29 protein-coding genes are annotated in these 23,578 nt (G+C 65.2%); 13 read left to right on the forward strand and 16 right to left on the reverse strand.

What is annotated here, in order from left to right:
• Positions 1-50: 50 nt before the first annotated feature.
• From ACOYW5_RS08445 to coxB, 8 genes are all read right to left on the reverse strand, one after another.
• Positions 51-815, reverse strand: a complete 765-nt coding sequence (locus tag ACOYW5_RS08445; protein ID WP_423068807.1) for an SURF1 family protein — start codon at positions 813-815, stop codon at positions 51-53.
• Entirely contained in the window at positions 808-1,185 is a 378-nt protein-coding gene (locus ACOYW5_RS08450) for a DUF983 domain-containing protein (RefSeq protein ID WP_423068808.1), read from the reverse strand. The genes ACOYW5_RS08445 and ACOYW5_RS08450 overlap by 8 nt, the downstream gene beginning before the upstream one ends.
• A gap of 150 nt (positions 1,186-1,335) precedes the next feature.
• Positions 1,336-2,175, reverse strand: a complete 840-nt coding sequence (locus tag ACOYW5_RS08455; protein ID WP_423068809.1) for a cytochrome c oxidase subunit 3 — start codon at positions 2,173-2,175, stop codon at positions 1,336-1,338.
• A gap of 2 nt (positions 2,176-2,177) precedes the next feature.
• The gene (locus ACOYW5_RS08460) at positions 2,178-2,732 is read right to left on the reverse strand and encodes a cytochrome c oxidase assembly protein (protein WP_423068810.1); all 555 of its coding nucleotides are present in this window, start codon (positions 2,730-2,732) and stop codon (positions 2,178-2,180) included.
• Positions 2,732-2,911: a hypothetical protein gene (locus tag ACOYW5_RS08465; protein WP_423069542.1), complete on the reverse strand. Its 180-nt coding sequence runs from the start codon at positions 2,909-2,911 to the stop codon at positions 2,732-2,734. The genes ACOYW5_RS08460 and ACOYW5_RS08465 overlap by 1 nt, the downstream gene beginning before the upstream one ends.
• A complete protein-coding gene (locus tag ACOYW5_RS08470; RefSeq protein WP_423068811.1) occupies positions 2,902-3,831 on the reverse strand; it encodes a heme o synthase in 930 nt (309 codons plus the stop codon). The genes ACOYW5_RS08465 and ACOYW5_RS08470 overlap by 10 nt, the downstream gene beginning before the upstream one ends.
• 57 nt (positions 3,832-3,888) lie before the next feature.
• Positions 3,889-5,592 (reverse strand): cytochrome c oxidase subunit I, encoded by a 1,704-nt coding sequence (gene ctaD / locus ACOYW5_RS08475; RefSeq protein WP_423068812.1) that lies wholly within the window; start codon positions 5,590-5,592, stop codon positions 3,889-3,891.
• Between the two features lie 59 nt (positions 5,593-5,651).
• Complete coding sequence (gene coxB / locus ACOYW5_RS08480) at positions 5,652-6,575, reverse strand: cytochrome c oxidase subunit II (protein WP_423068813.1); 924 nt, start codon at positions 6,573-6,575, stop codon at positions 5,652-5,654.
• Positions 6,576-6,934: 359 nt separating this feature from the next.
• Between coxB and ACOYW5_RS08485 the strand changes: the two genes are divergently transcribed.
• Together ACOYW5_RS08485 and ACOYW5_RS08490 are read left to right on the forward strand one after the other, a co-directional pair.
• On the forward strand, positions 6,935-7,438 hold the full coding sequence (locus ACOYW5_RS08485; RefSeq protein WP_423068814.1) for an invasion associated locus B family protein: 504 nt from the start codon (positions 6,935-6,937) through the stop codon (positions 7,436-7,438).
• A 27-nt stretch (positions 7,439-7,465) separates the two neighbouring features.
• A complete protein-coding gene (locus tag ACOYW5_RS08490; RefSeq protein ID WP_423068815.1) occupies positions 7,466-8,152 on the forward strand; it encodes a gamma-glutamylcyclotransferase in 687 nt (228 codons plus the stop codon).
• Positions 8,153-8,262: 110 nt separating this feature from the next.
• Here ACOYW5_RS08490 and ACOYW5_RS08495 read toward each other — a convergent pair whose 3' ends face one another.
• Entirely contained in the window at positions 8,263-8,535 is a 273-nt protein-coding gene (locus ACOYW5_RS08495; protein WP_423068816.1) for a hypothetical protein, read from the reverse strand.
• 158 nt (positions 8,536-8,693) lie between these two features.
• Here ACOYW5_RS08495 and ACOYW5_RS08500 point away from each other — a divergent pair, with 158 nt between their 5' ends.
• On the forward strand, positions 8,694-9,581 hold the full coding sequence (locus ACOYW5_RS08500) for a LysR family transcriptional regulator (protein WP_423068817.1): 888 nt from the start codon (positions 8,694-8,696) through the stop codon (positions 9,579-9,581).
• 197 nt (positions 9,582-9,778) lie between these two features.
• On the opposite strand, the gene ACOYW5_RS08505 is transcribed toward ACOYW5_RS08500, so the two are convergent.
• Both ACOYW5_RS08505 and ACOYW5_RS08510 read right to left on the reverse strand, forming a co-directional pair.
• The gene (locus ACOYW5_RS08505; protein ID WP_423068818.1) at positions 9,779-10,381 is read right to left on the reverse strand and encodes a MarR family winged helix-turn-helix transcriptional regulator; all 603 of its coding nucleotides are present in this window, start codon (positions 10,379-10,381) and stop codon (positions 9,779-9,781) included.
• 9 nt (positions 10,382-10,390) lie between these two features.
• On the reverse strand, positions 10,391-10,558 hold the full coding sequence (locus tag ACOYW5_RS08510) for a hypothetical protein (protein WP_423068819.1): 168 nt from the start codon (positions 10,556-10,558) through the stop codon (positions 10,391-10,393).
• Positions 10,559-10,622: 64 nt separating this feature from the next.
• On the opposite strand from ACOYW5_RS08510, the gene ACOYW5_RS08515 reads away from it, so the two are divergent.
• Together ACOYW5_RS08515 and ACOYW5_RS08520 are read left to right on the forward strand one after the other, a co-directional pair.
• Positions 10,623-11,591 carry an ATP-binding cassette domain-containing protein gene (locus tag ACOYW5_RS08515; RefSeq protein ID WP_423068820.1) on the forward strand — a complete coding sequence of 323 codons (969 nt, stop codon included), beginning with the start codon at positions 10,623-10,625 and terminating at the stop codon, positions 11,589-11,591.
• 103 nt (positions 11,592-11,694) lie between these two features.
• The gene (locus ACOYW5_RS08520; protein ID WP_423068821.1) at positions 11,695-12,453 is read left to right on the forward strand and encodes an ABC transporter permease; all 759 of its coding nucleotides are present in this window, start codon (positions 11,695-11,697) and stop codon (positions 12,451-12,453) included.
• Between the two features lie 57 nt (positions 12,454-12,510).
• Here the strand turns inward: ACOYW5_RS08520 and ACOYW5_RS08525 are convergent, their stop codons facing one another.
• From ACOYW5_RS08525 to ACOYW5_RS08535, 3 genes are all read right to left on the reverse strand, one after another.
• Entirely contained in the window at positions 12,511-13,311 is an 801-nt protein-coding gene (locus ACOYW5_RS08525) for an endonuclease/exonuclease/phosphatase family protein (RefSeq protein WP_423068822.1), read from the reverse strand.
• Positions 13,312-13,384: 73 nt separating this feature from the next.
• Positions 13,385-14,749, reverse strand: coding sequence for a glutamate--cysteine ligase (locus tag ACOYW5_RS08530; RefSeq protein ID WP_423068823.1), 1,365 nt, complete (start codon positions 14,747-14,749; stop codon positions 13,385-13,387).
• 83 nt (positions 14,750-14,832) lie between these two features.
• A complete protein-coding gene (locus ACOYW5_RS08535; RefSeq protein WP_423068824.1) occupies positions 14,833-15,582 on the reverse strand; it encodes a 16S rRNA (uracil(1498)-N(3))-methyltransferase in 750 nt (249 codons plus the stop codon).
• A 57-nt stretch (positions 15,583-15,639) separates the two neighbouring features.
• Here ACOYW5_RS08535 and ubiA point away from each other — a divergent pair, with 57 nt between their 5' ends.
• Entirely contained in the window at positions 15,640-16,575 is a 936-nt protein-coding gene (ubiA, locus tag ACOYW5_RS08540; protein ID WP_423068825.1) for a 4-hydroxybenzoate octaprenyltransferase, read from the forward strand.
• A 95-nt stretch (positions 16,576-16,670) separates the two neighbouring features.
• On the forward strand, positions 16,671-16,832 hold the full coding sequence (locus ACOYW5_RS08545; protein WP_423068826.1) for a hypothetical protein: 162 nt from the start codon (positions 16,671-16,673) through the stop codon (positions 16,830-16,832).
• Positions 16,833-17,023: 191 nt separating this feature from the next.
• Here ACOYW5_RS08545 and ACOYW5_RS08550 read toward each other — a convergent pair whose 3' ends face one another.
• Positions 17,024-17,551: a DUF6101 family protein gene (locus ACOYW5_RS08550; protein WP_423068827.1), complete on the reverse strand. Its 528-nt coding sequence runs from the start codon at positions 17,549-17,551 to the stop codon at positions 17,024-17,026.
• A gap of 299 nt (positions 17,552-17,850) precedes the next feature.
• Between ACOYW5_RS08550 and ACOYW5_RS08555 the strand changes: the two genes are divergently transcribed.
• Both ACOYW5_RS08555 and ACOYW5_RS08560 read left to right on the forward strand, forming a co-directional pair.
• Positions 17,851-18,690, forward strand: a complete 840-nt coding sequence (locus ACOYW5_RS08555) for a 3'(2'),5'-bisphosphate nucleotidase CysQ (RefSeq protein WP_423068828.1) — start codon at positions 17,851-17,853, stop codon at positions 18,688-18,690.
• A 3-nt stretch (positions 18,691-18,693) separates the two neighbouring features.
• Positions 18,694-18,945: a DUF4170 domain-containing protein gene (locus tag ACOYW5_RS08560; protein WP_423068829.1), complete on the forward strand. Its 252-nt coding sequence runs from the start codon at positions 18,694-18,696 to the stop codon at positions 18,943-18,945.
• A 1-nt stretch (position 18,946) separates the two neighbouring features.
• On the opposite strand, the gene ACOYW5_RS08565 is transcribed toward ACOYW5_RS08560, so the two are convergent.
• A complete protein-coding gene (locus ACOYW5_RS08565) occupies positions 18,947-20,200 on the reverse strand; it encodes a 3-deoxy-D-manno-octulosonic acid transferase (protein ID WP_423068830.1) in 1,254 nt (417 codons plus the stop codon).
• 128 nt (positions 20,201-20,328) lie between these two features.
• Here ACOYW5_RS08565 and ACOYW5_RS08570 point away from each other — a divergent pair, with 128 nt between their 5' ends.
• The 4 genes from ACOYW5_RS08570 to kdsA are packed head-to-tail and all read left to right on the forward strand — an operon-like array spanning position 20,329 to position 23,574.
• Positions 20,329-21,321 carry a KpsF/GutQ family sugar-phosphate isomerase gene (locus ACOYW5_RS08570; protein WP_423068831.1) on the forward strand — a complete coding sequence of 331 codons (993 nt, stop codon included), beginning with the start codon at positions 20,329-20,331 and terminating at the stop codon, positions 21,319-21,321.
• Complete coding sequence (locus ACOYW5_RS08575) at positions 21,321-22,139, forward strand: 3-deoxy-manno-octulosonate cytidylyltransferase (RefSeq protein ID WP_423068832.1); 819 nt, start codon at positions 21,321-21,323, stop codon at positions 22,137-22,139. The genes ACOYW5_RS08570 and ACOYW5_RS08575 overlap by 1 nt, the downstream gene beginning before the upstream one ends.
• Positions 22,136-22,741, forward strand: coding sequence for a histidine phosphatase family protein (locus tag ACOYW5_RS08580; RefSeq protein WP_423068833.1), 606 nt, complete (start codon positions 22,136-22,138; stop codon positions 22,739-22,741). Before ACOYW5_RS08575 ends, ACOYW5_RS08580 begins: the two co-directional genes overlap by 4 nt.
• Positions 22,741-23,574 carry a 3-deoxy-8-phosphooctulonate synthase gene (gene kdsA, locus ACOYW5_RS08585; RefSeq protein ID WP_423068834.1) on the forward strand — a complete coding sequence of 278 codons (834 nt, stop codon included), beginning with the start codon at positions 22,741-22,743 and terminating at the stop codon, positions 23,572-23,574. Before ACOYW5_RS08580 ends, kdsA begins: the two co-directional genes overlap by 1 nt.
• Positions 23,575-23,578 lie beyond the last annotated feature (4 nt).

Consider the following 23,578-nt stretch of genomic DNA (forward strand, 5'->3'; position numbering starts at 1 on the left):
GTGATTGGGTTGCGGGGCACCCTATTGAAACTGCGGCTGCGCCGCAAGTTTCATGCCCGGGGGCGCTTCTGCAGGCGGGCCCAGAAGAACAGCATGAACGGCACCAGCACGGCAAAACCGAACCAGGTGATGGCGTAGCCCAGGTGATTATTGGGGAAACTCACCACCGTTTCGCCGCCCTGCGGCAGGGCGCCCGGCCCCACGGCGGGCAGGTCGATATAGATCGGCGCCACCGGCAGCGGCACCTCACCGGAGAGCGCCGCGAGCCGCGCTGTGTTGCGCACCCACTCGATGCGCTTGGCCGCATCGGGCTCGGGCGTGAAGCTGCCGGCCTCTTCTGAGGCGCGCGCGACGCCGGTGAGGCTGACCAGCCCGACATCGAGCGCACCGCCGTGGATGAACGCGTCTGCCGCATCCTGCGGAACGAAGCCGCGATTGACGAAGACCGTACCGCCCGCGTTCAGCTGCAGCGGCGTTAGCACCCAGTAGCCGGGGCCACCATATTGCCCGCGCTGGTCGACGAGGCTGGTGAAGACCCGCACCGTCTGCTCGGGCAGCCAGATGCCGGCGGCCTGAACCGGCTTGTAGTTCCACGCCTCGGGATCGAAGGCGGCCCATTCGGTCACAGGTGGCAGTTCGGCCGGCGGCAGATTCATGCGCACGGCGACATCGGCGATCAGCCGTTCCTTCTCACCCAGCCGCTCGACCTGCCATATGCCGAGCGTCACGAACAGGACCATCAGGGCCAGCATCAGGACGATGAAGCCCCAGAACAGGCCGCGTCCCGACGCGGCCGGATGCGCCCTATCAGCCATTATTGCTGCGGCCTTCGCCGGCCTGGTTATGATACTGCAGCGCGATCATGGTCGCCTTGAGCGGCCGCATAAGCGCCAGCGACAAGATGACCGTCGCCGGCAGCCAAAGCAGCAGGTGGACGAACGGTGGCGGATGGAACAGGCCCTCGACCGTAGCCGCGGCGCCGACGATGACGAAGCCGACGATCAGGATGATGAACACCGCCGGGCCCTCGGTGCCCTCGGCGAAGGCGAGGTCGGCACCGCAGCTCTCACACTGCTTCACTGGCTTGAGGAAGCCGCTGAACAGCGCCCCCTCCCCGCAACGCGGGCAGCGGCAGGCAAGGCCGGTGACGAAGGGCGATGGCAGGCGTTCGGCTGGCTCGGTCATGGCGGGGTTCTTAGCACAGTAGGCACGAGAGTCGCGGGGGCATTCGGGCGCAGGGGGCAGCATCCTCACCCGTTCACTGGGGAGGATGGGACCAAACACAAAGGGCGCAGCTTCCGCCGCGCCCTTTGTCAAATTTCCCTGTCCAGCCACTCAGTGGTGGATGGCGACGCCCCAGCTGCCCCAGACGTAGATCGAGGCGAAGAGGAACAGCCAGACCACGTCGACGAAGTGCCAGTACCAGGCGGCGAATTCGAAGCCGAGGTGGTGTTCGGGCGTGAAACTGTCGCGCATGGCGCGGATGAGGCAGACGATCAGGAAGATCGTACCGACCAGCACGTGGAAACCGTGGAAGCCGGTCGCCATGAAGAAGGTGGCGCCGTAGAGGTTGCCCGAGAACTGGAAGCCGGCCTCGGAATACTCGAGCGCCTGCACCACGGTGAAGAGCGCGCCGAGCGCGATGGTGATGACGAGGCCCCAGACGAGACCGCGCTTGTCCTTGTGAAGCAGCGCATGGTGGGCCCAGGTGACGGCGGTGCCCGAGGTCAACAGGATCAACGTGTTGAACAGCGGCAGGTGCCAGGGGCTGAAGAGCTCGACGCCGGTCGGCGGCCAGGTCGGGCCCATGGCGGCGATGCGGGCGTACTGCTCGGGCGCTTCCTGGTTGAAGAAGCCGTCGAAATAGGCCCAGAACCAGGCGACGAAGAACATCACCTCGGACGCTATGAACAGGATCATGCCGTAGCGGTGATGCATCATCACCACCGGCGTGTGGTCACCGGCCTTGCCTTCCTTGATGACGTCGCTCCACCACGCATACATCGTGTAGAGCACGCCGACGAAGCCGGCGATCAGCAGCCATGGCGGCAGCATATCGTGGAACCACAGGATGGCGCCGAGGGCCATGACGAAGGCGGAAATCGAGCCGACGACGGGCCAGGGACTGGGGTTTACCAGGTGATAGTCGTGGTTGGGCTTGGCGTGCGCAGCCATGGTCAGGTTCCCTCGCTCGTAACGGCGTAGAATGTATAGGACAGGGTGATGTCACGGACAGTGTCGAGGTTCTTTTCCTCGGCAATGTCGGGATCGACGAAGAACACGATCGGCATCTCGACGGTCTCGCCGGGCTGCAGCGTCTGCTCGGTAAAGCAGAAGCACTCGATCTTGTTGAAGAAGATGCCGGTCTGCTCGGGCGTCACGTTGAAGATCGCCTGGCCGGTGATCGGCTTGTCAGAACTGTTGTGCGCCGTGAACACCACCGTCTCGGTGGCGCCGATCTTGTCGGTGATAGGCTTGGCCGGCGTTATCGTCCAGGGCAGCCCGCTCTCGACATTGGCATCGAAGCGTACCGTCATCTCCCGGGCGATGACGCCCTTGGGATTGCCGTCGGAGACCTGGGTCGTGCCGTCGAGGCCGGTCAGTTGGCAGAACAGCCGGTAGAGCGGCACCGATGCGTAGGCGGCGCCCACCATGGCAACGACTACCAGCGCCAGCGTCAGCGCGACGCGGCGGTTGCGGCCATCGTTGTGGGGGAGCGAGGCGTCGGTCATCAAAGCGCCCGGTCGAACACTGCCGGACCCAGCTTCACGATGGTCAGCACGTAGAAGATGATGACGAGGGCACCGAGCGCGAGGCCAAGCGCGATGGAGCGCTTGCGGCGGCGGGCGGCGAATTCCGCCTCCTCATCGCGCGGCGCGGGAGTCTTGGTCGGTTCTACCATCACAGCCATCCTAGCAGCTCCGCCGCATGATCGGTGAGCAGGGCGAGGAAGATCACGGCGAGATAGCTCAGCGAATAGGTAAACAGGGACCGGCCCGCCTTCTTCATCGCGACGGTCTCGGTCGTGCGGAACAGGACCCAGGCGAGCCAGACGAAATAGGCACCGGTGACGACCGCTACGGTCGAATAGATCGGACCCATGAAGCCGGTGACGCTCGGGACCAGGGTCGAAGCGACCAGCAGCAGCGAATAGACGAGGATCTGGACCTTCGTCGCCTGCTCGCCCGCGACGTTTGGGAGCATCGGGATGCCGGCGGCGCCGTAGTCGCTCTGCTTGTAGAGCGCCAGCGCCCAGAAATGCGGCGGGGTCCAGAGGAAGATGATGAGGAACAGGACGACCGAGTCGATGCTGATCGTGCCGGTCACGGCGGCCCAGCCGATCATCGGGGGAAAGGCGCCGGCAGCACCACCGATGACGATATTCTGCGGCGTCGAACGCTTCAGCCACATCGTGTAGATCACGGCATAAAAGAAGATGGTGAAAGCGAGGAGGCTGGCGGCAAGCCAGTTGGTCGCGAGGCCGAGGAGGCAGACCGAGAAGGCGGAGAGCACGAGGCCAAGCGCCAGGGCATGATCGCGCTCGATGCGGCCCGCCGGGATCGGGCGGTTGGCAGTACGGCTCATGATGGCGTCGATATCGGCGTCGTACCACATGTTGAGCGCGCCGGAGGCCCCTGCCCCAATGGCGATGCAGAGAACGGCAACGGCGCCGACGAAGGGGTTGATACCCCCCGGCGCCACCAACAGGCCGACGAAGGCGGTGAAGACGACAAGCGACATGACCCGCGGCTTCAGCAGAGCCAGATAGTCCTCGACCCGCGCCTCATGGGCGGGGACGTGAACATCATGACTATGGTGCACGTAGGCCAATGTCTGCCTGCTTTCCTCAAAGCCGCGGGACCCAGGGGCCCCGCGGGCAGTCGTAGCTTAGTGGTCGGACTTCGTATCGATGCGCGGCAGCGTCTCGAACTGGTGGAACGGCGGAGGCGAGGACAGGGTCCACTCCAGCGTCGTCGCACCTTCGCCCCAGGGGTTAGCTGTCGTCGGACGCTTCTTACGGGCGGCCTCGAACAGCAGATAGAGGAACACGAGCAGGCCCACGAAGGTGATGTAGTAGCCGATCGAGGAGACCATATTCCACAGCGCGAAGGCATCGGGGTAGTCGATGTAGCGGCGCGGCATGCCGGCAAGCCCGAGGAAGTGCTGCGGGAAGAAAATCAGGTTCACGCCCACGAAGGTGATCCAGAAATGGGCGTTGGCCAGCGTCTCGTTGTACATGATGCCGAACATCTTCGGGTACCAGTAGTACCACGCCGCGAAGATCGCGAACACGGCACCCAGCGACAGCACGTAGTGGAAGTGCGCCACCACATAATAGGTGTCGTGCAGCGCACGGTCCGCACCAGCATTGGCCAGCACCACGCCTGTCACGCCACCGACGGTGAACAGGAAGATGAAGCCGATGGCCCAGAGCATGGGCGTGCGGAAGGTGATCGAGCCGCCCCACATGGTGGCGATCCAGCTGAAGATCTTGACGCCCGTGGGCACCGCAATGACCATCGTCGCCGCCACGAAGTAGCGCTGCACGTCGAGGCTCATGCCAACCGTATACATGTGGTGCGCCCACACGATGAAGCCGACGCCGCCGATGGCGACCATGGCGTAGACCATGGCGAGGTAGCCGAAGACCGGCTTGCGCGAGAAGGTCGAGACGATGTGGCTGATGATGCCGAAGCCCGGCAGGATCAGGATGTACACCTCGGGGTGACCGAAGAACCAGAACAGGTGCTGGAACAGGACCGGGTCGCCGCCGCCCTGCGGATCGAAGAAGGTGGTACCGAAGTTGCGGTCGGTCAGCAGCATGGTGATGCCACCGGCGAGGACCGGCAGGCTCAACAGCAGCAGGAAGGCGGTCACCAGCACGGACCACGGGAACAGCGGCATCTTGTGCAGCGTCATGCCCGGAGCGCGCATGTTGAAGATGGTGGTGATGAAGTTGATCGCGCCAAGGATCGAGGAGGCACCGGCGATGTGGAGCGACAGGATGGCGAAATCCATGGCCGGGCCGGGCTGGCCCGAGGTCGAGAGCGGCGGGTAGATGGTCCAGCCGCCGCCGGTGCCCATGGCGCCTGCGGGACCTTCGAAGAACATCGACAGGACAAGCAGCAGGAAGGCCGGCACCAGCAACCAGAACGAGATATTGTTCATGCGCGGGAAGGCCATGTCCGGCGCGCCGATCATCAGCGGCACGAACCAGTTGCCGTAGCCGCCGATCATCGCGGGCATGACCATGAAGAAGATCATGATCAGCGCGTGCGCCGTGGTAAACACGTTGAACATGTGCTTGCCGGCATCGAGCGCAGCGTCGCCCTCGGCACCGTAGACCATAGCCGCGAGGCCGTGGAAAATCTGGATACCGGGCTCCATCAGCTCGAGGCGCATGGCGCCCGAGAGCAGCGCACCGATCACCCCCGCGAAGATCGCGAAGATGAGGTACATCGTGCCGATGTCCTTGTGGTTGGTCGAGTAGACGTAACGCCGCCAGCCGGTCGGATGGCCATGGTCATGCGCTGCGGCGGCGTGGCCGTGCGCGTGATCGTCATGGGCTTCCAGAGCGTGAGTATCGGCCATTTAGAGCGATCCCTTTATCATTCATCGCTGCGCCGGGTCGTGGACCCGCGCACGGGTCCTTAGCTGATTGCCGGCAGGGTGGCGTTGGCGTCGTCGAGCGAGCCGGCCTCGAAGGCCGCCATCCAGGCCGCAAACTCTTCCTTCGTCACCACGCGAACCGCGATCGGCATGAAGGCGTGGTCCTTGCCGCACAATTCCGAGCACTGGCCGTAGTAGAGGCCCGTCTTGCGGGCATTGAACCAGGTTTCGTTGAGCTTGCCGGGGACGGCGTCGATCTTGATGCCGAAGGACGGCACCGCGAAGGCGTGGATGACGCCGGTCGGATCGGCCGTAACCTGCACGCGCACGGTGGTGTCGACGGGGACGACCAGCTCGTAGTCAACCGCGAGGAGGCGCGGCTGGTTCGGCTTCAGCGTCGGACGGTCGATACCGTTCTTGCTGGTTTCGGGCAGCATGAAGGACGAGAAGCCCTTGCCCTGATCGACATACTCATAGTCCCATGACCACTGCACACCAGTGGCCTTGATGGTGAGTTCGGGGGCCGGAACCTCCACGTCGCCGAGCGAGAAGATGTTTGCGCCCAGATACTTGCGCTGGCCATCGGGAATGGTCAGCTGGTCGGTCAGCACCGCAAAGGACGGTATGGCGATGATCACGAGGATCAGCACCGGCACGACGGTCCAGATGACTTCGATCAGCGTGTTATGGGTGGTCTTGGAGGGCGTCGGGTTCGACTTGGCGTTGAAGCGCACGATCACGACGACCAGCAGGACCAGCACCAGCACCGCAATCAGCACTGCGGACCAGAGGAGAGGGCCGTCGTGGAAGACATGGATGGAATCCATGATCGGCGTCACTGACGGCTGCAAGCCGATCTGGCCCGGAACGGGGTGACCCTGCTCCTGCGCCAGTGCTGCCATAGGCAGGAGAGCAAGGGCGGCGGCTCCCAGCGAGCCGATCGAACTCAGTAGTTTGCCGGTCACCTAAGAAACCCCCTTGAGATCGGTCTGGTCCGGTATTCGAGCGCGGGTTGAGAGGGGGAAACGCGGCATAGACAAACGCCGCCCCGACTCAACCTCGGAGCGCTGAAACTTGGAATGTGTCTAAACCACATCGGCCTTCCCAAGGCAATTCATGCCTCTCGCCGCGCAGTGCGTCAAAACGCACCGGTGCTATGCGGCCGCCGCCGCCTCACCCATGCCTTGATTGGAAGGCGTGTATCCCGCCGCGCCCGGCAGCCCGGCGTGTTGACAGCCGACCGGGGCTCATCGACTAAGGTATAGAGCCGTGCGGTACGCGGATTCGCAATGAGACATATAGAGAGACTGGATTGGTGCGGCCCATGATTGGCAGGATGCTCAAGGTGCTGGCCATGGCGGGCCTCGTGGCCGCGGGTCTCGTATCGCCGGGGCTGGCGCAGGGTGTGGTCAAGGCGCAGTACGGCGACTGGCAGATGAGCTGCGACACGCCGCCTGGCGCGAGCTTCGAGCAGTGCGCGCTGATCCAGAACGTCTCGGCCGAGGACCAGCCCAATGTCGGGCTGAGCGTGATCGTTCTGAAGACCGCCGACAAGCAGGCGCGACTGCTGCGCGTCCTCGCCCCGCTCGGGGTACTATTGCCCAACGGGCTGGGACTCAATATCGACGGCGCCAATATCGGCCGCGTCGCGTTCGTGCGCTGCCTGCCGAATGGCTGCGTTGCCGAAGTGGTGCTGGACGACGAGCTCATCAACAAGCTTACTACCGGCAAGAGCGCGATCTTCTTCGTGTTCAAGACACCCGAAGAAGGCATCGGCATCCCGGTCTCATTGGCCGGATTTGGCGACGGTTTCGCGCAACTACCCTAGGATCCAATGCCCCGACCGCCCCGGCAAATGCGACTGAACGAGGCCCATGTGGCCCGGATGGCGCTGCTGGTGACGAGCGAGGACGAGGCCGGACCGCCGGTGCCGATGGCCGCGGCGACCGAGGAGGATTTCCGGCAGTTCACCCACGATATTCTCGCCGGGGCCGATGATCCGGGCCAGGTTTGGGTGTTTGCCTATGGTTCGCTGATCTGGAAGCCGGCCTGCGAGTTCGTCGAAATCCGGACCGGGCTGCTGCGCGGCTGGCACCGGGCGTTCTGCCTCGGCTGGAACACCAGGTTTCGCGGCTCGGCGAAGAACCCGGGACTGATGCTGGCGCTCGATCGGGGCGGCGCCTGCAAGGGCGCACTCTATCGGCTGCCGCCGGGCCTGGAAGCCGAGAACGTCGAGCTGCTCTGCCGGCGCGAGATGGGCTTCAAGCCCTCGCCATTTCCGCCGCGCTGGGTCACGGTGATGACAGAGGGCGGGCCGGTGCGCGCCTTCACCTTCTGCATGGATAGAAACAGCGATCGCTATGTCACCGGCCTCGACGAGGGCCAGGTTGCCGATGTGCTGAGCAAGGCGGTCGGCGGGCGGGGCTCTATGGTCGAGTATCTCTACAACACGGTCGAGCATCTCGAGCGGATGGGGATCGTCGATTCCCACCTGTGGCGGCTGCAGGAAATGGTCGCGGAGCGCCTGGACGCGACGGCCTGAAACAAAAAAGCCGGACCCAGGGGTCCGGCAGTTCATCAGGAACAAAGGCCGGCGGGTGGGCCGGCCCCGAAGATGGCACAATCAAAGACCGGCCAAGGCGTAGGCCGAACTTACGGGTTCAGCCAAATCCGGGAGCTCTCGGCGCGCCGCTGCTGCAGCTGGTAGCCGGGACGCTTGCTGGGCGTGTCGAGCGCCTCGAACAGGTCCTGGCGGTTGATGCCGAGATCCTCGAGGCGGTGCACGTCGTATTCGAGCAGTGACTCGAGGGCGACACGCTGGGCGCGGCGAGCCCGGGCTTTGGCGAACCAGTTCGCGAAAGCACGCACGGGGCTGATAGACGCGGCAGCCAGCGAAGGCCGCTCGCTCGAAAGCAAGTGGACCATGGTCGTTCTCCTGAAGTCATCAATGCCGGACAGGGGGAGCCCGGCGGGGGTGAGCAATCATCGCTGATTGCCGATGACGATCGATATGCGCTCTTGCCTTCCATTCGTCCAACAAATAGATTTCATCCAGTTCATCAAAATTCGTGATGGGACGCCGGATGACCACCCCGCTCGATCTCGACCAGTTGCAGAGCTTCTGCGCCATTGCCGATTGCGGCAGCTTCACCGAGGCGGCGCGCCGCGTGAACAAGACGCAGTCGGCCGTATCCATGCAGATCAAGCGGCTCGAGGAGCGGCTCGGCCAGGAGCTGCTGGCCCGCGACGGCCGCAGCGTCACGCTCACCGAGCACGGCACGGCGCTCTACGCGCGGGCCCGGCGCATGCTGCGCATCAACGCCGAGATCATGGATGTGTTCTCGGATGGCGACCTCAAGGGCTCGATCCGCTTCGGGGTGCCCGACGATTACGCAGTGCGCCTGCTGCCGGTGATCCTCTCCAGCTTTCAGCGCACCCACCCCAAGATCGTGGTCGACGTGCGCTGCCAGCCGTCCGAGGAACTGCTCGAGGGGATGAAGAAGGGGCGCTACGACCTCGTCGTCTTCACCCAGGGCACCAACCACGAGTATGGCGAGCTGTTCCGCACCGAGCGGATGTTCTGGGTTGCCTCCCATGGCGGACAGGCGCTCGCGACCGAACCGCTTCCGATTGCCGGCGGCATGACCTGCTGCTGGAAGGATAACGCGGTGGAGGTCCTCAACCGCATCGGCCGCGAGTACCGCATCGCCTACACCTCGTCGAACGCCACTGCCATCGCCAGCGCCGTGCTGACCGACCTCGCCGTCGGCTTCCTGCCCGAGAGCGCGCTGCAGCCCGGCATGCGCGTCATCGCCGAGGACAAGGACCTGCCTCGCTTGCGCGATGCCGAGATCGCCATCATGCGCGCCAGCCATGCCTATGGCGGCATCTATGATGCGCTGGCCAGCCACATCGTCGCCTCGATGGGCAACCTCGACGGCAAGGACAGTCTGCAGATCGCGGCGGAGTAACTCCCCGAGCTTGGCTGTCAGTCCCGGTGGCCCCTCACCCATAGGCTGTCATCCCTGCGAAGGCAGGGTCCATCTCGCAGCCTGCGTCAGCTGATAGTTGGATGCCCTTCGCAGGGATGACACCGAGCTGGTGAGCACTTCTATTGCCCGGCCCACCAGTCGTCGGGATGACGGCCTGTGTCTCCTTCCGACCGCCCCTACCCCTCCAGCTTCCGCCTCAGCTCTTCCGCCAACCTCGTCCGGTTGGCCTGCACGGCGCGCTCGAACGCTCGCGCCTGGATCAGGCGGGCGGTTGGCGTCGTTGCCTTGGGGTCGAAGTTCTCACGCAGCGCTGCCGCCATTTCGATGTTCAGGAAGCTGCCGATTTCGAGGAACTCGAAGATTGCCTGCAACTGGTCAGGGGTGAAGCGGGCCATCATCATCGGCCCGGTCTCACGGTAGTGCCCGAAGATGCGCTCCGTGATGGCCTTCATGTCGTCGGTCAGTTCGACCCAGATCTTGCGGCGATCGAGGGTGTCGCGGATGCGTTGCACGTAGCCAGCGGCTTCGAGCCGGTCGATAACGGCAGTGACTGCCCCGGTGGTGAGGCCACTGTCGATGGCAAGCTGTCCGGCGCTCACCCTGCCCCGCCGGTCGATCAAATCCATGCAGCGCCCGTCCGTCCGGTTGATGCCGAGGAACTGGCACAGGGTCTCGTCGAAAAGGTCAGTCGCCGTCTGGTTGGCGCGCACTGCCTCCTTGAAGCGGAGAGCGAAATCCGCTTGCGGAATTTGTCTTACCTGTTTGATATCTTGACTCATGAGATAAATTTACGACAGGATGAGCGCCAAGTCCAGATTTTGAATCGGAATGCTGACAACAGGTGTCAGCACGCCGGGGATATGCCTGTCACCGACAGGCAGGAGAAACGATATGGCGATGGCTTCGGCATTCAGTAGCGACGTCTCCCGGGTCGGCGCAAACGGCGCGCGCGTCAATCCTTACACCCCCCTGAGACGGCGGGCATTAGTTGGCATGGACAGAGAATATGGAGAGGTCGAAGTGACCACTGACATCATCGAGGCCAGGGGTCTCAAGCGCACCTTCAAGGCGCGCGGCGCCAAGGGCAAGACCATCGAGGCGGTGCGCGGCATCGACCTTAACGTGCGCGAAGGCGAGATCGTCGGCTTCCTCGGCCCCAATGGCGCGGGCAAGACGACCACGCTCAAGATGCTCTGCACGCTGCTGACGCCGACCGACGGTTCGGCGACCGTTGTCGGGGCTGACTTGCGTCGCGATCCGGTCGAGGTGCGCCGCCGCATCGGCTATGTCAGCCAGGCTGGCTCGACCTCGCCGGAAGCGAAAGTTGGCGAGGAGATCGTCAGCCATGCGCGGCTCTATGGCATCGACAAGACGGTGGCGGGCCAACGTGGACGCGAGCTCCTCGCGGCGCTCGACCTTGCCGAGATATGGGAACGGACCTGCGGCTCGCTGTCGGGCGGGCAGCGGCGGCGGCTCGATATCGTCATGGGGCTCATCCACGAGCCGCGGCTGGTCTTTCTCGACGAGCCCTCGACGGGCCTCGATCCGCAGAGCCGGGCGAACCTGTGGAATCACATCCGCAAGCTCCGCGACGAGCTCGGGACCACGGTGTTCCTCACTACGCACTACATGGACGAGGCCGATTCGCTGTCGGACCGCATCCTCATCATCGACAATGGTGCGATCGTCGCCGAGGGCGCTCCGGCCGAGCTGAAGAAGCGCGTTTCGGGCGACACGATCACGCTGACGCTGCGCAACGAGGCCGACGCGGTGTCGTCGGCGGGGATCGCGGGCAAGCTCAACGGGGCCGATGCACCGGTAACCGAGGCCAATGTGGTGCGGTTCCATGTGCGGGACGGTGCAACTGCCCTGCCCGTGCTTCTGGGCGATCTTACCAAGGCGGGCATCGATGCCATCGGCGTCGACGTCAACCGCCCGACACTCGACGACGTCTTCCTGACCCTGACCGGCCGCTCGCTGCGCGACTAGAGCGAAATCTTGCTGAGCAAGATTTCTCTTAGTTCCGTTACGCCGCGGGATCGAACCGGAAACGTCAGCAACTTTTCCTGATCCCGCTTGATGGAGATCTGACATGACCTTTTTCCGCGATACCTGGATCATCTTCGTGCGCGCGCTTGGCCTGTCGCTGCGGCAGCCGATGTGGGTGCTGATCGGGCTGCTGCAGCCGATTCTCTACCTCGTCCTGTTCGGGCCGCTGCTGCAGACGGTGGCGGCGACTTCCGGATTTCAAGGCGATGCCTGGCAGGTGTTCGTGCCGGGGCTGCTGGTACAGCTTGGCATCTTCGGCGGGCTGTTCGTGGGCTTCGGCATCATTGCCGAGTGGCGTTCGGGCGTGATCGACCGCCAGCTCGTCTCGCCGGCAGCGCGGGCGTCGATCATCGCCGGGCGGGCGCTGCGCGACGTGCTGGTGATCGTGGTGCAGGCGATCGTCCTGATCGGCTGCGCCTATCTGATGGGACTGCGTGTGCCGCTGGCGGCGCTGGCTGTCGGGCTGGTGCTTGTGGCGTTGTTGGGCGCGGCCTTCTCGTTCATCTCCAATGCCATCGGCATCGCGACCAAGAGCGAGGATGCGCTGGCGCCGATGGTGAACACGCTGGCCCTGCCGATCCTGCTGCTATCGGGCATCCTGCTGCCGATGACGATGGCACCCGCCTGGCTGCAGGTGGTCTCGAACTTCAATCCGTTCAAGCACATCGTCGAAGCGCTACGGGCGGTGTTCCTCGACCATTTCGGCGACCCGATCGTGTTGATCGGGCTGGTACTGGCCGTGCTGCTGGTGGTGTTCGGAGCATGGGTGGGCAGCCGCGTGGTGGTGGCACAGACAAAGTAGCTTATCGATCCTCTCCCCGTAGCGGGGGAGGATCACCGCCCGGCCGGTGCAAGAACTCTAGATTTCCAGCACCAGCAGGCAGTGGTCGGAGACTTCCGGCTCGGTCAACACTGTGAAGCTCTCCACCGCCACGTGGCGGTTCACCAGCATGTAGTCGGCAAAGCGTCCGGGTTTACGGTAGTGCGAGGTGCGCGTGCCGGGAAAGCCGCGCGTCGTGACCAGGTCGACGAGGCCGATCTCGCCCAGCACGGCGAACGTGGCGCTGTCGGGTTCGACGTTGAAATCGCCGCAGACAATCAGCGGATCATGGGGTTGGGCCACGGTCAGCACCAGGTCGCGCAGGCGCTCCGCCTGCGCCAGCCGCTCGGGCGTATCCAGCTTGCCGTTGAGGTCACGGAGGCCGTGCAGGTGGGCGATGCAGACCATGCGGTCGCGGGCGTAGTCATAGACCCGGACGACGTGGGCGTTACGCGGCCGTGGGTGCTCGCCATAGCCGTGCGGGGAGAACGCCTTGTGGACGAAGCCCTGCGCCTGCGCCGTCAGGGGCAGCGCGTTGCGGACGAAGGTCGCGAGCCCAAATTGCGAGGGCACCACGGCATCCCCGTCCCACAACACGCCCTGCGATGCGGGACAGAACGTCCCGACGTGGTCGGGGAGCACTGAAGCGACATCGCGGAAGAAGTTGGGGCGCTGCGGCAGCACGTGATCGCCGTCGCGATAGGTCAGCCAGTCGGCGTTGGTTGCCGGGCTGTGGACGACTTCCTGCAGGCAGAGGACATCCGGCGGATCGGCGCTCAGGTAGGCCAAGAGCGGTTCGAGGAGCTTCCCGCCCCAGCCGTTGAGGCTCACAATCTTCATCGCAGCGCCGCCCTGCCCTCAAGGATTCGGCCTAGCCATATCCGGCCGGTCGCATCAGGACCAGTGGTGCCGCCTAGATCTCGGCTTCGTCGTAGATGTGGCTCAGGTCGCAGCCCCAGGCGCCGTTGTAGCGGTCGATCCAGCGCTCGGCCTGGGTCTTGCCGAGGTCGAGCGTCTCCTTGAGTGGGGCGAGGTAGATGGTCTCGTCCTCGCCGGTCCGGAGGTTCTTGCGGCGGCGGAGGCCATCGTCGGCGAGATCGACGACAAGCCGGGCGATGTCGCCGACCGTGCCGTTGCGGAACGGCGTGTGGATGGCGGCGCGCGGGACGTCATTGCGGAGCGTTTCGCGCTCCTCGTTGGTCCAGTCGCTGACGATGTCCCAGGCCGCATCGAGCGACTCGGAATCGTAAAGCAGGCCGGCCCACAAGGCCGAGAGCGCGAGGACATGGCCGCGATCGCCCATGTCGGCACCGCGCTGCTCGAGGAACTGCTTGAGGCGAACTTCCGGAAACAGGGTCGAGAGGTGGTTCTCCCAGTCCTTCAGCGTCGGCTTGGTGCCCGGCAACTGCGGCAGCTTGCCAGTAAGGAAGTCGCGAAAACTTTCGCCGGCGACGTTGATGTACTCACCCTTGCGGATGACGAAGTACATCGGCACGTCGAGCGCGTAGTCGGCGTAGCGTTCGAAGCCGAAGCCGTCTTCGAAGGCGAAGGGCAGCATGCCGGTGCGGGCCCGATCGGTGTTGAGCCAGATATGCGAGCGGAAGCTCAGATAGCTCGAGGGCTTGCCGTCGACGAAGGGCGAGTTGGCAAAGAGCGCGGTGACGATCGGCTGCAGCGCCACCGAGACGCGCAGCTTCTTGACCATGTCGGCTTCGTCGGAGAAGTCGAGGTTCGACTGCACCGTACACGAGCGGTACATCATCGAGGTGCCGAGCGTGCCGACCTTATTCATGTACGGCGTCATGATGCCGTAGCGCGACTTGGGCATGGCCGGGATATCGGCCACGCGCCAGACAGGCGTCACGCCGAGGCCGAGGAAGTGGATGTTCAGCGGGCCGCCGATGGTGCGGCAATCCTCGAGATGCGAGTCGAGTTCGAGCGCGGCGTCGTGGATGGTCAGCTGCGGGGCACCCGAAAGTTCGAACTGCCCGCCGGGCTCGAGCGAGATGCCGCCTACGGCGCCGAGGTTGCGCAGCCCGATCGGGTTGCCGCGATCGAAGAACGGATGCCAGCCGGTGCGCGCTTCGATGCCATCGAGCAGGGCGTGGATGCCGTCATCGCCCTCGTAGGGCACGGGGCGGATTGGGGCTTTGCGATAGACGTGCTTCTCGTGCTCGGTGCCGATGCGCCACTCGGACTTGGGCTTGCCCCCCGCCGCCATGACCTCGATCAGGTCGGCCCGCGATTCGATCAGCGGGGCATTCTCTTCACCGGACATGGAAACTCTCTAGATCGGCGGGCAACCCGGTTATGACCGGACGGCGGCGAAAATAGCGGCGGTTTCACTTAAAGCAATGGCTATTATCGCCAATCACCGATGGTTGCCTGCACGACCGCGAGAGCAGCCACGGCGGCTGTGTCGGCGCGGAGTATCCGCGGGCCCAGGCTGATCGGTAGAACGAAGGATTGCGCGAGCAGCAGTTCCCGTTCGGCGTCGGAGAAGCCGCCCTCCGGGCCGACCAACAGGCCGATCGGCAGGCCGTCGAGGTCGCCGAGCTGGTCAACCGGCGTGTGTGACGAGGCGCTTTCGTCGCAGAAGATCAGGCGGCGCAGGCCCTGCTTCTGCTGCCAGTCGGCGAGGAGGCCCGTCAGCCCGACTTCATGCCCGAGCGTCGGGATGCTGAGCACTTCGCACTGTTCGGCGGCTTCGATCACGTTGGCGAGCAGCTTGTCGGTGCGGAGTCGGCTGACCTGGGTGAACTGGGTGATGACGGGCTGGATGACCCCTGCCCCCATCTCGGTCGCCTTCTGCACGAGGTAGTCGAGACGGCCGGTCTTCAGCGGCGCAAAGCCGAACCAGAGGTCCGATTTCGGCGTTTGGTGCTGGGTCTGTACGGCGATCTCGAGCGTGACGCCCTTCCTGTGATCGTCAGCGATGCGGGCCATCCAGGCGCCGTCGACGCCATTGAAGACGACCAGCGCGTCCGGCCTCTTCATGCGCAGCACGTTGAGCAGATAGTTGGTGTGCTCGCGGCTCAGCTCCAGGCTCGCGCCAGTGGCGAGCGGCACCTCGACAAACAGGCGCGGCAGGGTCTTGTGCGATCTGGGCATCGTGGTACGCGTGACTGAAGTTTGGCCGGATGGTCATTAGTTCATAGCCGAGGTTCGATGCAAACCCCCGAGAAAGCAGCAGGCACCGTCGCTGATGCCCAGCGCGGCAACTGGGTCGATCGCTACGCACCCGAGTGGCTGAAGCCCTATGCGCGGCTGGCGCGGTGGGACCGGCCCATCCCCCTGCTGCTGCTGTTCTGGCCCTGCGGCTTCGGGCTGGCGCTGGCGACGGTCGCAAATCCTACACTTGGCTTCGACGTCCGGGCGCTGATCCTGTTCCTCATCGGCTCGGTGGCGATGCGTGGCGCGGGCTGCACATTCAACGACATCGTTGATACCGACATCGACATGAAAGTGGCGCGCACCCGCTCGCGGCCGATCCCGTCGGGGCAGGTGACCAAGCGCCAGGCGGCATTATTCCTGATCGCGCAGTCGCTGGTCGGGCTGCTGATCCTGTTGCAATTCAACGGGCTCACCGTGGTGCTGGGCGTCGCCTCGCTGGTCCTCGTCGCGATCTACCCGTTCATGAAGCGCGTCACCTGGTGGCCGCAGCTGTTCCTCGGCCTTGCCTTCAACTGGGGCGCGCTGATCGGCTGGACCTCGCAGACCGGCTCGCTCGCCCTGCCGCCGCTGCTGCTCTATGCCGGCTCGATCCTGTGGACCATCGGCTACGACACGATCTACGCGCTGCAGGATGTCGAGGACGATGCGCTGATCGGCGTGCGGTCGACGGCGCGGCTGTTCGGCCGGCGCGCCCGGCTGATCGTGGCGCTGTTCTACGCGGCGACGGTGGTGCTGTGGGTCGCGGCGGCACTTGCGGCCGGCGCCGGGTGGCCGTTCCTTGTGGCGATGCTTGTGCCGGTGGGCATTCTCGTGTGGCAGATCCAGACGCTCGATATGCGCGACCCGGCCAATGCGCTGGTGCGCTTCCGGGCCAATCACTGGGTCGGGCTGGCGCTGACGCTGTCGCTGCTGGTGGGCCTCATCGGATAGTGCAGAATCCTGCACAATGTTTCCACCACTTGCCGTCTTCTGCACCGCGAGGCTTGGGACTATTTCCCTCGCCGCGGGGTGCGAGGAGAGATGAAATGGCAAAGCTCAAGCTTGTGACCACACCCTGGTGTACCTGCCGCCTGCCGCAGGAAGCCGAGATCGGCTGGGAGCGCGCTGCCTATCTCGCGCTCGAAATGATGGAGGACGCCCGCCTGCCGCGGCGTGCGCCTAGTGGTGCGGTTCGTTCCCGATGTTGAAAAGAAGCAGGCCGACCGTTTCGGATCGGCCGGGCCTTACAAAAGAAGCAGGGCCGACCCTTTCGGGTCGGCCCTGGGCTCGCATGAGTTTGGAGGTCGCTACGAGTCTTCTTCCCGGCAGGTCAAGCGTGCATGGGATCGCCGCCGGTTTATGATGTGTTAACGGCCAACGCGGCCGAAAAGTTGCAATCTCAGGCGGTTTCGCCGGGCTTGCGACGATTGAGGAAGCGCGGACGACGCGCGGCTTCGGCGGCGAGCCGGCGACGCTCGTGCGTGCCACCCAGCGCCACGCCATCGACGGTCTGCGAATAGGGCAAGAGGTTACCGTCACCGGCCTTGATGTAGAGTGGCAGGCGGAGCTTCTTGCCCCAGTTCTGCCATTCGGCGACGATGTTGGTGTTCCCGATCTCTTCGAACACGCGGTAGTTGAGATCCGGATCGCCATGGACGAGCTCGATGGCGCTCCGCAGCACCCCGTCCTCGGAGATGGTGGTGGACACGGCGACGCCGATGAATTCCTCGACCGGCACCTTGATCTTGATTTCGACGCCGCTCTTTTCGAGCGTCTTGCGCACGGTCACGGTCTTCACCGGATCCTTGGGGCCGTTGTCATTGGCCGGGCCGAAATGGCGCGGGGTCAGCGGACGGGTGCGCGGCGAGCGGCCGTCGCCAAACAGAAGCACGACGGACGAACCGTCGATCCCAACATGACCCTGCATGGACTACCTTCCTGTCAACTTTCGAGAGCTTGCTTTGGTGCTCCCTTGTTACCCCCAATCTAGCCCGGCCCCTTGCCTGCCCGCTTAAGAAACTGGGTTAAGTTTAGGTTGTTTTGCGAAGGGTTAGCGGGGTGTCACCGGGTGTAACGCAGTCTTAAGTGCAAGTTGTTCCAACCGCTTAACTTGTGTTGCCACGGCGTTAGGAAAACGAGCTTCCCGCCGGCCTGCCGATACAGCGCGGGTCTTGTTCCCGCCGCCCGTTGCGCCTAGAAGACCGCAGCCTTGCTGCCGGAAAACCGATGACGACAAAGACTGCGACCACTGCCGCCGAAGACCGCGAACTGCTGCGCTCGGTTGCCGTCAACGCCGGGATCATCGCCGCCGGATATTTCCGCACCGACCTCAAGACCTGGACCAAGGAAAACGCCTCGCCGGTGAGCGAGGCGGACATCGTGCTCGATGGATTCCTCGGCAACGCGCTGCTCGCGGCGCGGCCTGATTACGGCTGGCTGAGCGAGGAGAGCGTCGACAATCCCGAGCGCCTGACGCGTCGGCGCGTGTTCGTGGTCGATCCGATCGACGGCACGCGCGGCTTCATCCGGGGCGAGGACAGCTGGACGGTGTCGCTGGCGGTGGTCGAGGACGGCATTGCGATTGCCGGCGTCGTTTACGCCCCGGCGCGCGACGAGATGTATGATGCGGCACTCGGCGAAGGCGCACGCTTCAACGGTCAGCCGCTGGTGCGCCAGCGCCATCCGGGCCGCACCGCGCCGCTGATCCCGGCGCCGGGGGCGGTGCACCAGGAACTGCAGAACACGGCGCTCGAATATACGCGCGGGCCCGCCTACCCTTCGCTTGCCTATCGGCTGGTACAGGTGGCGACCGGGCATCTCGATGCGGCCGTGACGCGCCGCGGCGCGCAGGACTGGGACATTGCGGGCGCCGCATGCATCCTCAAGGAGGCCAATGTGGGCTTTGAGGACGTCTGCATAGGTGCCCTGCGCTTCAATCGGCCGGAAATCCGGCACGGCGCGCTTGCGGCGCTGGGCGAGCCTTCGCTAAAAGCGCCGTTGCACGCGGCGCTGGTCAAGGTTTATGGCTGCCCGCAACCGCAGGAAGTCGATCTGGAGCGTCGTTAAGCCGTGAGCAAAGCCAAGAAGGCCGAACCCAAGCAGCAGCTCTTGCACCTCGTCGTCGGCGGCGAATTGGAAAAGGGCGAAGACATCATCTTCAAGGACCTCGATTCCGTCGACCTCGTAGGGCTCTATCCGAACTATGCCGCCGCCCATGCGGTGTGGAAACAGAAGGCGCAACTGACGGTCGACAATGCCGAGATGCGGTATTTCGTCGTGCATTTGCACCGGCTGCTGAACCCGGATGAGGACGGCGAGTAGATTAGCGCAGCCGCGCCCCCAACTCATTGGCCAACACATCAAGCCGCGCCGCCGCGTTGTCCGACACCTGTCGGAACGCCGTGATCATCCGGTCGCGCCGCGGTTTGTCGTTCAGCAGGGCCGTGACCACCTCGGGCAGTTCCGCCGCGTCCATGACCTGGGTCGCACAACCTAGCTCGGACAAGGCTTCGTGCAGCGGCTTCTGCCGCTCTACGTGCGGGCCGTAGACACTTGCGGCCCCTAGGTGCAGCGGCTCGCTCAGGTCGTGCCCGCCGACCGCCGAGAATGTGCCGCAGACCACACCAATGGTTGCGCGGGCATAGGCCGATGCGAGCGTTCCCATCTGGTCGAGCCAGACGAGCATGCCGCCGGTGTCCAGCTCGTCGATGCTGTCGATGATGCGCAGGTCGGCGCCGAACGCGGCGCTCAGCACCTCGCCGGGGGTTTTGCCGGGATAGCGCGGCACGAGCAGGATGCGGACCTCGGGCCGGCGTGTGCGCAGCGCTTTGATAGCCGGCGCGAGCGCATCGATCTCGTCGCGATGCACGTTGCCGAACACCACCAACGGCGGATCGTCCTTGGCGGTGGCGGCGATGCTGCGCGTCGGCACCAGCTTCAGGTTGCCCAACACCTCGATGCGGTCACGCGGCGCGCCGAGCGCGGCGTAGCGGCCGGCGATCGTCTCGTCCTGCGCGTAGATATGCGCTGCTTTGGCGATGGTGCGGCGGGCGACTGCGGTATTGCGCTGATGGCGGGCGAAGCTGCGCGGCGACATGGTGGCGTTGACCACCAGCACCGGCACGCCGGCCTCTTCGGCCGCGGCGAACTGGGCGGGCCAGAACTCGGACTCAACGAGGATCAGCAGGTCCGGGCGGATGGTATCGAACACCCGGCGCTGCGCCTCGAGCGTATCGAGCGGCATGATGAAGCTCGCCTCTTCCCCCGCGATGGCACGGACGCGGGCATAGCCGGAATAGGTGGTGGCGGAGAGGACGACCGACAGGTTCGGCTGGCGCGCCAGGAGGCGCTGGCTCAGCAGTTCGGCGACTTTGGACTCGCCGGCCGAGACGGCGTGGATCCAGATGCGATGTCCGGCCGCGGGCTTCGGCAGCGGCGGGTTCAGCCGTTTCTCGAACCATTCGGCGCCACCTTCGTCGCCGGGCCCGAAGCGGGACAGCATCGCGTAGTGGAGCCAGGAGGCGCCGTACACCAGCGCGCCATAGGCCTTCCAGCTGAGGGGTACTTTGCGGTTCACGGCGGCAGCGTCCTCGATGCGGGATCGTGACTAGCCTGACGGGCGGCGGCGCACAACCTTGCAGGGTTTCAACAATTGCTGCTAATCCAGCCGGCATGTCCCCACCGAGAAGCGGACCGGGCCCAAAGGTGCGATACCCCATCGCCAACGACGCCAGACTGCAGCAACTGAGCCTCGACGAGGCCCGGGCGGCGATCCGCCTCGAAACCGACGGGCTCGAAGCCCTGGCGGCCGGGCTCGACGGCGCGTTCGTCGCGCTGGTCGAACTGATCCAGAAGGCGCCGGGCCGGGTGGTGCTCTCAGGCGTCGGCAAGAGCGCGCATATTGCCCGCAAGATCGCCGCGACACTGGCTTCGACCGGCACGCCCTCGCAGTTCGTGCATGGCGCCGATGCGAGCCACGGTGATCTCGGCATGATCACCAGCGCCGACGTGGTGCTGATGCTGTCGAAATCAGGCGATACGGCCGAGCTCGCGCCGCTGGGGGATTATTGCGCGCGCTTCGGCATCCCGCTGGCGCTGGTCACCGCGCGGCCGGACTCGCGGCTGGGCAAGGCGGCGAACATTGTCGTCACCCTGCCCGACGTGCCCGAGGCCTGCGATATCACCGCGGCGCCCACCACTTCGACGACGATGATGACGGCGCTGGGCGATGCGCTCGCCGTGGTGCTGCTGCGCCGGCGCGGCTTCAAGGCCGCGGATTTCCATGTGTTCCACCCCGGCGGAGCGCTCGGCAGCGCACTGCTCACGGTGGACGAAGTGATGCACAAGGATGCGGAGCTGCCGCTGGTCGGCGCCGGCGCGACGGTTGGCGCGGCGATCATCGAGATGACGTCGAAGGGGTTTGGCTGCACCGGCGTGATCGATGCCGATGGCAAGTTGCTCGGCATCATCACTGACGGCGACCTGCGTCGGCACATGGCAGATGGGCTGCTGCGACAGACCGCAGTCGAGGTGATGACCACCAGCCCGCGCGTGATCGGCCCGGATGCTCTGCTCAGCGAGGCCCTGCGGCTGATGACGGCGCTGACGCCGCGGATCACCGCGATCTTTGCCCTCGATGGGCAGACGCCGGTCGGCATCGTCCACCTCCACGATTGCCTGCGCGTCGGGCTCGCCTAGTGGCCGACCTCATCGTTATTCCCGCCCGCTATGGCTCGACCCGGCTGCCGGGGAAGCCGCTGCATCCCATCGCCGGGCGCCTGCTCATCGAGCGGGTTGCCGGCATCGCCATGGTCGCGGCGCGGAAGCTCGGCGATGTCGAAGTGGTGATCGCGACCGATGACGAGCACATTCTCGACAAGGGCCGGGAACTCGGCGTCGAGACGGTGATGACCTCGCCCGACATCACCTCGGGCTCAGGCCGTGCGCTGGCGGCGTTGCGGGTCAGCGGGCGCGCGGCGGGCCTCGTGGTGAACCTCCAGGGTGATGCGCCATTCACCGCGCCGGACCATATCGTCGACATCGTCCGCACGGCGCGCAACTCGCGGGCCGATGTGACGACGCCGGTGGTGCAGCTCGACTGGCCGCGGCTCGACGCGCTGGTGGCGCACAAGAGGACCACGCCGGCAAGTGGCACGACCTGCATCCGCGCTGCCGACGGGCGGGCGCTGTGGTTCTCGAAGACCGTGCTGCCGTTCATGCGCAAGGAGCAGGATTTGCGCGAGAAGGTGCCGCTGTCGCCGGTGCTGCAGCATATCGGGCTTTATTGCTACCGCACGCCGGCGCTCGAGGCTTTCGAGGCGGCGGCGCCTTCGCACTACGAGGTGCTCGAGGGGCTGGAGCAATTGCGGCTGATCGAGCTGGGGCTGGATATTCGGGCGGTGCTGGTGCCGCCGGCCCGCATCACGATGAGCGGGGTGGATAGCCCGGCCGATGTGGAGCGAGCCGAAAAGCTCATCGAAGAACACGGCGACCCCTTCGTCGACTGGCGCGCATGACCCGGCTGGTCATCGTCCGGCATGGCAATACATTCGAAACCGGCGAAGAGCCGCGCCGCGTGGGTGCACGTACCGACCTGCCGCTGACGGCGGCCGGGGTGGAACAGGCGCGCGCGCTGGGCTGGCACTTTGCGAAGAACCGGGTGCAGTTCGACCGGGTGCTGAGCAGCCCGCTGATCCGCACTCGGCAGACGGCGAGCGAGATCGTCGACAAGGAGCCGGAGACGGCCGATTTCCTTAACGAGATTGACCATGGGGCGGATGAGAACCTCACCGAGGACGCGGTGATCGCCCGCATTGGGGCCGAGGCGCTCGAGCGGTGGGAGCAGTCGCTGGTCGCCCCGCCCGGCTGGGATGTCGGGGCCGACAGGCGGATCGCGGCCTGGCGGGAGTTCGCGCGCACGGCCGACGGCACCATCCTCCTCGTCACCAGCAACGGCGCGGCGCGATTTGCGCTTGCGGCGCTGGGGCTCATGGGCGAGGACGGGGCGCAGAAGCTCCGCACCGGCAGCTACGGCGTCATCGATCTCTACGGGGCCAAGGCGCGGCTCATTGGTTGGAACCAGAGACCGGGCGGACCGGGCGACAAGGGATTGTTCTGATGCAGGTTTTTGTCGAGGCAGCGGGAGGCAAAAGGGTCGAGTTCGGCAGCAAGCTGCCGCTCGCCTTCATTCTCGGGCCCTGCGTGATCGAGAGCCGCGAGCATGCGCTGAAGACGGCGGACTTCCTTGCCAAACTCGGCGAACGGCAGGGCATCCCGCTGGTTTACAAGTCCTCGTTCGACAAGGCCAACCGCACCAGCGCCAGCAGTTTTCGCGGGCTCGGCATGGACGAAGCGCTGCAGATTCTCGCCGATGTGAAGGCCGCGACTGGCCTGCCGATCACCACGGATGTGCATGAGCGCGAGCAATGCGCCACCGTCGCCGAGGTCGCCGATATCCTGCAGATTCCGGCGTTCCTCAGCCGGCAGACCGATTTGCTCGTCGCGGCAGCCGCGACCGGCGCGGTGGTGAACGTCAAGAAGGGCCAGTTCCTCGCGCCTTGGGACATGAAGAACGTGGCGAAAAAACTCGACAGCGCCGGCGCCTCGGGCGTGCTGCTGACCGAGCGGGGCACGAGCTTTGGCTACAACACGCTGGTCGTCGATATGCGCGGCCTTCCGATCATGGCCGAGACGGGCAAGCCGGTGATCTTCGATGCGACCCACTCGGTGCAGCAGCCGGGCGGACGCGGCGAAACCTCGGGTGGTGAACGGCAATACGCGCCGGTGCTGGCGCGGGCGGCGGTGGCGGTGGGCGTCGCGGGCGTGTTCATCGAGACGCACGAGGACCCGGACAATGCGCCGTCCGATGGTGCCAACATGATCCCGCTGGACAAGATCGAAAAGCTGGTGGCGGAACTCAAGGCACTCGACGCCATCACCAAGGCGCGCTGAGCGC

The organism is Devosia sp. CN2-171, assembly GCF_049354815.1.
In the GTDB taxonomy this organism is placed as follows: domain Bacteria; phylum Pseudomonadota; class Alphaproteobacteria; order Rhizobiales; family Devosiaceae; genus Devosia_A.